Here is an 11855-nt window from a genome sequence, read left to right as displayed (position 1 = left end):
TATCCGCGCGCCGGGCATTCCTGGCCGTGGTTCTGGGTTTTTGCGCAGCACACGCATTCGACCGATCCACGGAGCGGTGTCGTGCGTCGCCATCACATGTATGACCAGACCTTTCAGCGCGCCTTCAAACGTGCCGTAGAACAAGCAGGCATCACGAAGCCCGCCACACCGCACACCCTCCGCCACTCGTTCGCGACGGCCTTGCTCCGCAGCGGTTACGACATTCGAACCGTGCAGGATCTGCTCGGCCATTCCGACGTCTCTACGACGATGATTTACACGCATGTGCTGAAAGTTGGCGGTGCCGGAGTGCGCTCACCGCTTGATGCGCTGCCGCCCCTCACTAGTGAGAGGTAGGGCAGCGCAAGTCAATCCTGGCGGATTCACTACCCCTGCGCGAAGGCCATCGGTGCCGCATCGAACGGCCGGTTGCGGAAAGTCCTCCCTGCGTCCGCTGATGGCCGGCAGCAGCCCGTCGTTGCCTGATGGATCCAACCCCTCCGCTGCTATAGTGCAGTCGGCTTCTGACGTTCAGTGCAGCCGTCTTCTGAAAACGACAATGGAGGTGGTAGCCGAGGGTGTGGAAACACCCGACTGCCTTGCGTGGTTGCGGCAGGCGGGTTGCGACACGGTGCAGGGTTTCCTGTTCGCCAGGCCGATGCCGGCGGCGGCCTTCGTCGGCTTCGTCAACCAATGGAGGAACACCACCATGAACGCCAATGAACCGAGCACCAGTTGCTGCGTGTGCTGCAAGGAAATCCCGCTCGATGCCGCCTTCACGCCGGAAGGGGCCGAGTACGTGGAGCATTTCTGCGGGCTGGAGTGCTATCAGCGCTTCCAGGCGCGGGCCAGCACTGCGACCGAAACCAGCGTCAAACCGGACGCTTGTGATTCGCCGCCGTCAGGTTGAGGCATACCCTAACCTGATGTCAGATGCCATGTGTAAATTGCGTCAGGATAGGATTGAATTTTGAATTTATTGACATATCTCGTTGAAGGTCATAGAGTCTTCCCTGACATTTTGCAGGGAATTCCATGACTGGACAGCGCATTGGGTATATCAGGGTCAGCACCTTCGACCAGAACCCGGAACGGCAACTGGAAGGCGTCAAGGTTGATCGCGCTTTTAGCGACAAGGCATCCGGCAAGGATGTCAAGCGTCCGCAACTGGAAGCGCTGATAAGCTTCGCCCGCACCGGCGACACCGTGGTGGTGCATAGCATGGATCGCCTGGCGCGCAATCTCGATGATTTGCGCCGGATCGTGCAAACGCTGACACAACGCGGCGTGCATATCGAATTCGTCAAGGAACACCTCAGTTTTACTGGCGAAGACTCTCCGATGGCGAACCTGATGCTCTCGGTGATGGGCGCGTTCGCCGAGTTCGAGCGCGCCCTGATCCGCGAGCGTCAGCGCGAGGGTATTGCGCTCGCCAAGCAACGCGGGGCTTACCGTGGCAGGAAGAAATCCCTGTCGTCTGAGCGTATTGCCGAACTGCGCCAACGTGTCGAGGCTGGCGAGCAAAAGACCAAGCTTGCTCGTGAATTCGGAATCAGTCGCGAAACCCTGTATCAATACTTGAGAACGGATCAGTAAATATGCCACGTCGTTCCATCCTGTCCGCCGCCGAGCGGGAAAGCCTGCTGGCGTTGCCGGACTCCAAGGACGACCTGATCCGACATTACACATTCAACGATACCGACCTCTCGATCATCCGACAGCGGCGCGGGCCAGCCAATCGGCTGGGCTTCGCGGTGCAGCTCTGTTACCTGCGCTTTCCCGGCGTCATCCTGGGCGTCGATGAACTACCGTTCCCGCCCTTGTTGAAGCTGGTCGCCGACCAGCTCAAGGTCGGCGTCGAAAGCTGGAACGAGTACGGCCAGCGGGAGCAGACCCGGCGCGAGCACCTGAGCGAGCTGCAAACCGTGTTCGGTTTCCGGCCCTTCACCATGAGCCATTACCGGCAGGCCGTCCAGATGCTGACCGAGCTGGCGATGCAAACCGACAAAGGCATCGTGCTGGCCAGCGCCTTGATCGGGCACCTGCGGCGGCAGTCGGTCATTCTGCCCGCCCTCAACGCCGTCGAGCGGGCGAGTGCCGAGGCGATCACCCGTGCTAACCGGCGCATCTACGACGCCTTGGCCGAACCACTGGCGGACGCGCATCGCCGCCGCCTCGACGATCTGCTCAAGCGCCGGGACAACGGCAAGACGACCTGGTTGGCTTGGTTGCGCCAGTCTCCGGCCAAGCCAAATTCGCGGCATATGCTGGAACACATCGAACGCCTCAAGGCATGGCAGGCACTCGATCTGCCTACCGGCATCGAGCGGCTGGTTCACCAGAACCGCCTGCTCAAGATTGCCCGCGAGGGCGGCCAGATGACACCCGCCGACCTGGCCAAATTCGAGCCGCAACGGCGCTACGCCACTCTCGTGGCGCTGGCCACCGAGGGCATGGCCACCGTCACCGACGAAATCATCGACCTGCACGACCGCATCCTGGGTAAGCTGTTTAACGCTGCCAAGAATAAGCATCAGCAGCAGTTCCAGGCGTCAGGCAAGGCCATCAACGCCAAGGTACGTCTGTACGGGCGCATCGGTCAGGCGCTGATCGACGCCAAGCAATCAGGCCGCGATGCGTTTGCCGCCATCGAGGCCGTCATGTCCTGGGATTCCTTTGCCGAGAGCGTCACCGAGGCGCAGAAGCTCGCGCAACCCGATGACTTCGATTTCCTGCATCGCATCGGCGAGAGCTACGCCACCCTGCGCCGCTATGCACCGGAATTCCTTGCCGTGCTCAAGCTGCGGGCCGCGCCCGCCGCCAAAAACGTGCTTGATGCCATTGAGGTGCTGCGCGGCATGAACACCGACAACGCCCGCAAGCTGCCAGCCGATGCACCGACCGGCTTCATCAAGCCGCGCTGGCAGAAACTGGTGATGACCGACGCCGGCATCGACCGGCGCTACTACGAACTGTGCGCGCTGTCCGAGTTGAAGAACTCCCTGCGCTCGGGCGACATCTGGGTGCAGGGTTCACGCCAGTTCAAGGACTTCGAGGACTACCTGGTACCGCCCGAGAAGTTCACCAGCCTCAAGCAGTCCAGCGAATTGCCGCTGGCCGTGGCCACCGACTGCGAACAATATCTGCATGAGCGGCTGACGCTGCTGGAAGCACAACTTGCCACCGTCAACCGCATGGCGGCAGCCAACGACCTGCCGGATGCCATCATCACCGAGTCGGGCTTGAAGATCACGCCGCTGGATGCGGCGGTGCCCGACACCGCGCAGGCGCTGATAGACCAGACAGCCATGGTCCTGCCGCACGTCAAGATCACCGAACTGCTGCTCGAAGTCGATGAGTGGACGGGCTTCACCCGGCACTTCACGCACTTGAAATCGGGCGATCTGGCCAAGGACAAGAACCTGTTGTTGACCACGATCCTGGCCGACGCGATCAACCTGGGCCTGACCAAGATGGCCGAGTCCTGCCCCGGCACGACCTACGCGAAGCTCGCTTGGCTGCAAGCCTGGCATACCCGCGACGAAACGTACTCGACAGCGTTGGCTGAACTGGTCAACGCTCAGTTTCGGCATCCCTTTGCCGGGCACTGGGGCGATGGCACCACATCATCATCGGACGGACAGAATTTCCGAACCGCTAGCAAGGCAAAGAGCACGGGGCACATCAACCCAAAATATGGCAGCAGCCCAGGACGGACTTTCTACACCCACATCTCCGACCAATACGCGCCATTCCACACCAAGGTGGTCAATGTCGGCCTGCGCGACTCAACCTACGTGCTCGACGGCCTGCTGTACCACGAATCCGACCTGCGGATCGAGGAGCACTACACCGACACGGCGGGCTTCACCGATCACGTCTTCGCCCTGATGCACCTCTTGGGCTTCCGCTTCGCGCCGCGCATCCGCGACCTGGGCGACACCAAGCTCTACATCCCGAAGGGCGATGCCGCCTATGACGCGCTCAAGCCGATGATCGGCGGCACGCTCAACATCAAGCACGTCCGCGCCCATTGGGACGAAATCCTGCGGCTGGCCACCTCGATCAAGCAGGGCACGGTGACGGCCTCGCTGATGCTCAGGAAACTCGGCAGCTACCCGCGCCAGAACGGCTTGGCCGTCGCGCTGCGCGAGTTGGGCCGCATCGAGCGCACGCTGTTCATCCTCGACTGGCTGCAAAGCGTCGAGCTACGCCGCCGCGTGCATGCCGGGCTGAACAAGGGCGAGGCGCGCAATGCGCTGGCCCGTGCCGTGTTCTTCAACCGCCTTGGTGAAATCCGTGACCGCAGTTTCGAGCAGCAGCGCTACCGGGCCAGCGGCCTCAACCTGGTGACGGCGGCCATCGTGCTGTGGAACACGGTCTACCTGGAGCGTGCGGCGCATGCGTTGCGCGGCAATGGTCATGCCGTCGATGACTCGCTATTGCAGTACCTGTCGCCACTCGGCTGGGAGCACATCAACCTGACCGGTGATTACCTATGGCGCAGCAGCGCCAAGATCGGCGCGGGGAAGTTCAGGCCGCTACGGCCTCTGCAACCGGCTTAGCGTGCTTTATTTTCCGTTTTCTGAGACGACCCCAAAATATATGGATACGATTCAAACCGAGATAGATAAATTTTCAAAGTCAGAGCAAGCACTTAAACAGGATGTTTTAAAGGCTAAAAATACTAACTTTTGGCTGAAAATATTATTAGTGACCGTGATTGTTGGAATGGGTCTAGTTTTTAAAATTGTTAATTGAGAAGTAAGTTTTATGCAGAAAAGTGATGTGTTTTTTAAAGATTTTAAAATCAGTTTTATCGTGGCTGGCTTGGCTTTTACTGTCTTTTTTGCCATGGCGATTTTTTTCGAATTAGCTATGGGTGCAATATTTAAAATTGAGCCATCACAAGCCCGAATCTCTTTGTTTGTTGGTTTTTTCATGTTGGTTGGAGTGGGATTTTTCCTTTTCTCCAAGAATCGGCTAGGCAACAAAGTTGGTGGGATTGTAGTAACAGCAATACTTTCAGCCGTTTTTCTTAGTTTGAAATTCTATTATTTTTAGGAATATATAGAATGAAAAAATATGGCGTTGAAATTGTTGATCGTCCCAAGATTAAACCCATCAAAGAGCTTGATTTGACAGGGATAGAGGGCGAAAAACTTGTCAGATTACTGACCAAAAAGATTCTAATCCGACATGAAAAAACCTTTAAACGGTTGGCTGATATGTGATGGATACAGAAAAGGTTATTGAGATTGGTATCTCAACCAATTAATTCACTTTGTGTTATATTAGATTTCAAATGTAACACATTGGAGTGGATACCATGTCTGAAGCAACTTTCACATTCCGAGTCGAGGAATCGTTAAAACAAGATTTTTCTAGTTTTGCTAAAAGTCTTGATCGTAGTGGAGCGCAATTATTACGTGATTTCATGCGTGATTTTGTCAAACAGCAACAGGAAGCCGCATCTTATGATGCATGGTTTCAACAACAAGTCCAAATTGGCTTAGACCAAGCGAATGCAGGAAATCTTATTTCGCATGAGGACGTAGAAGCAAAGTTCGCAGCAAAACGAGCTGCAACCTTGGCACGATTGGCTGCTAATAAATAATGAAGATTGAGGCACTTGCAAAACTCCACAAACAGCCTGAATTAACATTTTTTGAAAAAAGTTGTAGATGTTAAAATGAGCTTCTAAACCAACACCCTAACATCTACAGCATGAATACTACATTAAGCCCTTTTCTCAAACAACGGTTTCAAGCCTTACAATACGAACTTATTCCTTTAGTCGCAGCCGATTTAGACGGCATCAGCTCAAAGCTCGAACGCATTATTCGTGTGCTCGAGTGGAGTGACATCGAATCCTTGGTATACCAATATCAAGGGTGTGCTGTGGGAAGACCTCCTGCTGACCGCTGCGCTTTGGCATGTGCCTTTATTGCAAAAGCTGAACTTGGTATCGTCACCACACGGGGCTTGATTGAACGCCTAGAAGTTGATCGTAGATTGCGGCGAATTTGCGGCTTCAATCTGTATAAAAAACTACCCAGCGAAGGGACATTTAGCCGTGTTTTTGCTGAATTTGCAGCGCGTAAACTAACCACTCGCGTTCATGAGCAGATGGTGAAGTCCAATCTTGCGGATACGTTAATCGGTCATATTAGCCGTGATGCAACCATGATTCCAGCACGCGAAGGTGTTGAGAAAATAGTTCTCCCTCCTGTTGTAAAACCGCCTGCCAAAAAACGAGGTCGCCCTGCATTCAACTCGCCTAAGACCTTGACCACTAAAATATTAACTGCCATTCAGATTCAACTCACACAGACACTTCCTGAAATGCTCCGAGATTTACCTACGGGCTGTTCTGTTGGCACAAAAACGAACTCAAAAGGGTATTCTGAGAGTACCAAAGGCTACAAGCTTCATTTAGATACAGCATGTTGTGGTGTAGTGATCAGTGCTTATCTGACGGGTGCGGTCGTTCATGATAGTCGTGTTGCCCTGCCGTTATCGTTGATGAGTGAACAGCGTGTTACGGCATGTTATGAGCTGATGGATGCAGGTTATTGTAGTACGGATATTCGAGAGTTTGTGAGATCAAGAGGTCGTGTTCCGTTGATTGATCACAACAAGCGTCAGGGTGAAAAAATAGAATTTTGCAAAGCGGAAGCACAGCGATATAAAACCCGTAGCAGTGCTGAACGCAGTAATGCCCGTTTAAAGGATGAGTTTGGCGGTCGGGTGATTTATTATCGAGGTCACGCTAAGGTGATGAGTCATTTGATGTTTGGTTTGATTGCTCAAACAGCCGATCAATTGATGCGACTTTTGAGGTGACGACAAGGCAATTGATTAAGTGCTTAATGATTGAATATTTGACACAGGTCAACGCATCAGCTTGTTTAAGATATGGAGAAACAAGATGATTGATCCCTAAAATCATAGCGCAACTCGGGTTTGATTAAAAAAAAGCCTCTTTTTTAAGAGGAGCTACAGCTGTGTCGGCTGGGACAATAATTTTGCAAGTTCTTCTAGGGAATAAGCCATATTTTTGCTACAGTGAACCAAATTAAGATCATCTATTTACTAGGCCTCGCATTTGCGGGGTTTTTAATACTGAATAAAAGGAAAGCTTGATGGAATTGCCCAATATTATTCAACAATTTATTGGAAACAGCGTTTTAGAGCCAAATAAAATTGGTCAGTCGCCATCGGATGTTTATTCTTTTAATCGAAATAATGAAACTTTTTTTCTTAAGCGATCTAGCACTTTATATACAGCGACCACATACAGTGTTTCTCGTGAAGCGAAAATGTTGAGTTGGCTCTCTGAGAAGTTAAAGGTGCCTGAACTCATCATGACTTTTCAGGATGAGCAGTTTGAATTCATGATCACTAAAGCGATCAATGCAAAACCAATTTCAGCGCTTTTTTTAACAGACCAAGAATTGCTTGCTATCTATAAGGAGGTACTCAATCTGTTAAATTCAATTGCTATTATTGATTGTCCATTTATTTCAAACATTGATCATCGGTTAAAAGAGTCAAAATTTTTTATTGATAACCAACTCCTTGATGATATAGATCAAGATGATTTTGACGCTGAATTATGGGGAGACCATAAAACTTACCTAAGTCTATGGAATGAGTTAAATGAGACTCGTGTTGAAGAAAGATTGGTTTTTTCTCATGGCGATATCACGGATAGTAATATTTTTATAGATAAATTCAATGAAATTTATTTTTTAGATCTTGGCCGTGCTGGGTTAGCAGATGAGTTTGTAGATATATCCTTTGTTGAACGTTGCCTAAGAGAGGATGCATCGGAGGAAACTGCTAAAATATTTTTAAAGCATTTAAAAAATGATAGACCTGACAAAAGGAATTATTTTTTAAAACTTGATGAATTGAATTGATTCCAAGCATTTTCTAAAAATACTTAATTGTCATTTTACGTCGATTCTTTGGACCGTAGATGCAGAACAAGATCGTGAAAGAATTTATGATTATCTTGATGAAAGAAATCCAATTGCTGCAATTGAATTGGATGATTTAATTCGGGAAAAAGTTAGTTTGCTTGCTCATAATAATCTCATGGGGAGAACTGGACAGAAAAAAGGAACAAGAGAGTTAGTTGTTCATCCTCACTATGTTGTGGTGTATGACATTACTGAAAATGTGCGTATTTTGAGGGTTTTACATACATCACAACAAATTTCTTGAAAATTTAGTCATGACTAAATTTCAGCAAACTATTTTCTTGTAGATATTTCATAATTAACTTCAATAAGTCACGTTGCTTTTTACTTCTTCTGACTGGCTTATTTGAAATTAGAAAGACATCAATATATCCAAGTTCCATATGGTATGGGTTATCTGTTATTTCTAAAATAATCGGGAATATTCCATGATCACCTGAAAATACAGCAATACAGCTTCTATTTTCATATTTGGGACTAATCATTACATCAAAATCTATGTGGTCGTATGATTCATCAGGGTGATTTGTGGTTGTATTTACATAAGTTTCTAAGAATTTTTTGATAAAAGTATTTTTATTCATTGTTTTTTATCTCTTAAATCCAGCTTTTTCTAAGATTGGATAAAGTTCCCTAAATTTTTCAGGTTGTAAAAGCATATCTGCAATACGAATAGCAAACTGTTGGTAGCTTTCGGTTCCTTGTGAATACTTAGACATTTCGGGAATTTCAGACATTTTATTTGCAAATAGATGGCGCTGTGCATCGGTCATTTGGATAAAAAAATCAGGAGTATTAGTGTCGCGCTTTGGATCAATCAGTTTTTCAATTTTAGACGCAATCAATGCACGCCGAGGTGATTCCCACAAGCTTGGTCTGGCGCTCCATATTGGTTTCCTGCGCATGAGTGGGCGTTTGCTCGGTGCCTTTCGGGTAATTCCAGTAGCCTTGTGGCGCCACCTTGGCAACGAGCTTGGCATTGCAGCACCAGAAGTCGCCTCGCTGAGAGCCATGTATGAACGCGGGCGCACGCTATTCGATCACCAACAAGTAGCCTGCACGGTCCTTGGATTCCAGTGGATGAGCGAGCACCAGCGCCGCTCACTGGTACGTGAACTGCGCGACGAAGTGGCGCGCTGCGCCGACCGCGATCAGCTACTCGTGCGGGCGCGTCAATGGCTGTACAAGAACAAGCTGGTGATCGTGCACGAGCGGGCAATTCGGACACTGATTGCGGCGGCACTTGCCCAGCTTGAAGTTGAAACAGGCACCGCCATCGCCGCCAGCGTTGATCCAGCAACACTTGATCGCTGGCGAGCCTCAGTTTCAGAGCTGCGCCCAGATGGACAAACCCAGCAGAGTTGGCTATGGGCTGCACCGGCGAAACACTCAACCCGCCAAATCAGCGAGGTACTGGAGCGCATCGACCTGCTTTACACGCTGGACGTTCATAAGCACCTGGCAGACATCCCCGATCTCATCTTGCGCCGCTACGCGCGCCGACTTGTCTCCAGGCCGCCCTCAGCCGGAGCCAAGATCAAAGAGCCAGCGCGCACCGTGGAGGTCGCATGCTTTCTTCGGTATTGCCTGTTCACCACCACAGACCAGTTGATCCTTATGGTGCAGCGCCGGATCGCCGATCTGTGGCGTCAGGCTGCCGCCGATGTCCCCGCTACCGTCAATTGGGCCGCAATGTACAAAACGCTGCTCGGCGAACTTGTTGCCTTGAGCGCGCAAGGTGCGGTGCCAGATGCTGAGTTGCGTGCCCGTCTTGAAGCCTTGATCACCGAAACCCAGAAACGCAAACCACCGAGCAGGGCCTCCCTGGTCCGCGAGGGATTGATTGATGGAATTCGCCCCGTGCGGTCGTTGCTCGTCGCCATTGCAAAGCTGCCCTGGCAGGCCACCGGCGAGCATCCTGCCATCGAGTACCTTGCCAAGCTGCAAGCTTTATATCTCAAAGGATCCAGAAAGCTGCCAGTTGAAGTGGTGGCACCAAGTCTGGGAATGATCTGGCAGGTTTCGATCTCCAGCCCAGACCGGGAACGGGCGTTTCAGGCGTTGGAGGTGGCCACCCTGTTTGCCCTGCGCCGCGCGGTGCGCAATGGCTCGGTCTGGATTGAGCACAGCCTGAGCTTTCGGGGTCGTGCGCGCTTGTTCTTCACGGACGAGCGTTGGCAGGCAGAGTCCAAGAAACACTATGCCCGTCTATCGTTACCCAGCAAGGCTGCCACTTTCTTGAAGCCTTTGCTGGCCAGAGTAACTGCCGGTGTCGATGCGGTGGCCGCTGCAGCCCGCAGTGGCGTACTGCGCGTGGATGATGAACTCCATTTGTCGCCATTGCCCGCAGAGGACGAAGACCCAGAAGTGACCAAGCTGCGCGCGGCTTTGGATCACCGCATCGGTGAGGTTCAATTGCCGGAAGTGATTCTGGCCGTTGACGCCCAGGTGCGCTTTAGCTGGATCATGCTCGGACGTGAGCCGCGCTCTACCGACGAGCTGCTGATGGTCTATGCCGGCATCATGGCCCACGGCACCAGTCTGACTGCGGTCGAATGCGCGCGCATGATTCCGCAATTGTCTGCCACCAGCATTCGCCAGGCCATGCGCTGGGCGCGGGACGAACGGCGTCTGAGCCAGGCCTGCCAGGCTGTGCTGGAATTCATGCAGCGACACCCGATTGCCGCCACCTGGGGGCGGTCCGATTTGGCATCTTCTGACATGATGACCATGGAGACCACCAAACGGGTGTGGCAAGCCCGGCTTGATCCTCGGCGCAACACACCTTCCATTGGAATCTACTCCCATGTAAAAGACCGGTGGGGCATCTTCCATGCGCAGCCCTTTGTGCTCAATGAGCGCCAGGCGGGCGTGGCCATTGAAGGTGTCATCCGCCAAGAAAAGCTGGAGACCAGCCAGCTTGCTGTGGATACCCATGGCTACACCGACTTTGCCATGTCACATGCCCGTTTGCTTGGTTTTGATCTTTGCCCGCGGTTGAAGGAACTCAAACAGCGCCACCTCTTTGTGCCACGCGGCACCAAAGTGCCCGCAGAAATCGCTGCGGTGTGCGAAGCCAATGTCGACGTCGCTTTGATCGAAAAGCATTGGGATAGTCTGGTGCACCTGGCAGCCTCGGTCATGAGCGGACATGCCAGTGCGGTGGCAGCTCTTGCGCGGTTCGGTTCTGCCGCCCAGGGCGATCCAATCTATGAGGCTGGCGTGCAATTGGGGCGGTTGCTGCGTACGGCGTTTTTGGCTGACTACTTTGTCAAGGACGCTTTCAGGAACGAGTTGCGCCGGGTGCTCAATCGGGGCGAGGCTGTTAACGCCCTCAAGCGCGCCATTTATACCGGCCGGATCAGCCCGGCGCAGGCCAAACGTGTCGATGAAATGCAGGCTGTGGCCGATGCGTTGAGCCTGATGGCCAACATCGTGATGGCGTGGAATACCTCACAGATGCAGGCGGTCCTGGATCGCTGGTCGAACCGCCGCCAGGTCATTCCACCGGAACTGATCGGGAAGATTGCGCCCACCAGGCTGGAGAGCATCAACTTGCGGGGTGTGTTTCGCTTCCCGGTTGACCGCTATGCTGACCAAATCCTGCCTTCGCGGCCAAATGCATCGATAACTGGCACCAATGGATGAAACCGACCACGGTTTGACGCCACGAATCGCAGATTTGAAAGTGAACAGGAAAGTCAATGAAATCAACGATCTACCAACACCACCTCCGCGCCAGTGCTAGCTTTTCGTACCGTCACTTATTGCACTGAAAACGAGGAGACCCCTACCGGGCTAGCGGCCTCAATCTGGTAACGGCTGCCGTCGTGTTGTGGAACACGGTCTATCTGGAACGGGCTGCGC

The 11855-nt window shown here is 52.3% G+C and carries 12 protein-coding genes and 2 pseudogenes; 12 read left to right on the top strand and 2 right to left on the bottom strand.

Annotated features, from left to right (window positions below):
* The 11 genes and pseudogenes from intI1 to LU671_RS28775 form a co-directional block, all read left to right on the top strand.
* Positions 1-357, top strand: a pseudogene (intI1, locus tag LU671_RS28825) (class 1 integron integrase IntI1); the annotation flags it as partial.
* Positions 358-559: 202 nt separating this feature from the next.
* Entirely contained in the window at positions 560-910 is a 351-nt protein-coding gene (locus tag LU671_RS28820) for a DUF3330 domain-containing protein (protein ID WP_000454193.1), read from the top strand.
* 125 nt (positions 911-1035) lie between these two features.
* Positions 1036-1596 carry a recombinase family protein gene (locus LU671_RS28815; RefSeq protein WP_000147567.1) on the top strand — a complete coding sequence of 187 codons (561 nt, stop codon included), beginning with the start codon at positions 1036-1038 and terminating at the stop codon, positions 1594-1596.
* Between the two features lie 2 nt (positions 1597-1598).
* Positions 1599-4565 (top strand): Tn3-like element TnAs3 family transposase, encoded by a 2967-nt coding sequence (locus LU671_RS28810; RefSeq protein WP_001138064.1) that lies wholly within the window; start codon positions 1599-1601, stop codon positions 4563-4565.
* Between the two features lie 40 nt (positions 4566-4605).
* Positions 4606-4761 carry a hypothetical protein gene (locus LU671_RS28805; protein ID WP_232857785.1) on the top strand — a complete coding sequence of 52 codons (156 nt, stop codon included), beginning with the start codon at positions 4606-4608 and terminating at the stop codon, positions 4759-4761.
* 12 nt (positions 4762-4773) lie between these two features.
* A complete protein-coding gene (locus tag LU671_RS28800) occupies positions 4774-5064 on the top strand; it encodes a hypothetical protein (protein ID WP_180101248.1) in 291 nt (96 codons plus the stop codon).
* 11 nt (positions 5065-5075) lie between these two features.
* Positions 5076-5234: an acetyltransferase gene (locus LU671_RS28795; protein WP_130114557.1), complete on the top strand. Its 159-nt coding sequence runs from the start codon at positions 5076-5078 to the stop codon at positions 5232-5234.
* A 95-nt stretch (positions 5235-5329) separates the two neighbouring features.
* Positions 5330-5617 (top strand): CopG family ribbon-helix-helix protein, encoded by a 288-nt coding sequence (locus LU671_RS28790; RefSeq protein ID WP_130114556.1) that lies wholly within the window; start codon positions 5330-5332, stop codon positions 5615-5617.
* A 110-nt stretch (positions 5618-5727) separates the two neighbouring features.
* The gene (locus tag LU671_RS28785; RefSeq protein WP_004907341.1) at positions 5728-6846 is read left to right on the top strand and encodes an IS1182 family transposase; all 1119 of its coding nucleotides are present in this window, start codon (positions 5728-5730) and stop codon (positions 6844-6846) included.
* A gap of 299 nt (positions 6847-7145) precedes the next feature.
* Positions 7146-7925 carry an APH(3')-VI family aminoglycoside O-phosphotransferase gene (locus LU671_RS28780; protein WP_058199817.1) on the top strand — a complete coding sequence of 260 codons (780 nt, stop codon included), beginning with the start codon at positions 7146-7148 and terminating at the stop codon, positions 7923-7925.
* Positions 7921-8232: a type II toxin-antitoxin system RelE/ParE family toxin gene (locus LU671_RS28775; protein WP_311183250.1), complete on the top strand. Its 312-nt coding sequence runs from the start codon at positions 7921-7923 to the stop codon at positions 8230-8232. The genes LU671_RS28780 and LU671_RS28775 overlap by 5 nt, the downstream gene beginning before the upstream one ends.
* Positions 8233-8236: 4 nt before the next feature.
* Here the strand turns inward: LU671_RS28775 and LU671_RS28770 are convergent, their stop codons facing one another.
* Positions 8237-8572, bottom strand: coding sequence for a hypothetical protein (locus LU671_RS28770; RefSeq protein ID WP_046661254.1), 336 nt, complete (start codon positions 8570-8572; stop codon positions 8237-8239).
* Positions 8573-8578: 6 nt separating this feature from the next.
* Complete coding sequence (locus LU671_RS28765; RefSeq protein ID WP_442964156.1) at positions 8579-8761, bottom strand: hypothetical protein; 183 nt, start codon at positions 8759-8761, stop codon at positions 8579-8581.
* 61 nt (positions 8762-8822) lie between these two features.
* Between LU671_RS28765 and LU671_RS28760 the strand changes: the two are divergent.
* A pseudogene (locus LU671_RS28760) lies at positions 8823-11636 on the top strand (Tn3-like element IS1071 family transposase); the annotation flags it as partial.
* Positions 11637-11855 lie beyond the last annotated feature (219 nt).

The organism is Pseudomonas sp. NMI760_13 (genome assembly GCF_021283245.1).
GTDB classification, from domain to species: domain Bacteria; phylum Pseudomonadota; class Gammaproteobacteria; order Pseudomonadales; family Pseudomonadaceae; genus Aquipseudomonas; species Aquipseudomonas peradeniyensis.
This window is presented reverse-complemented; position numbering and strand designations above follow the sequence as displayed.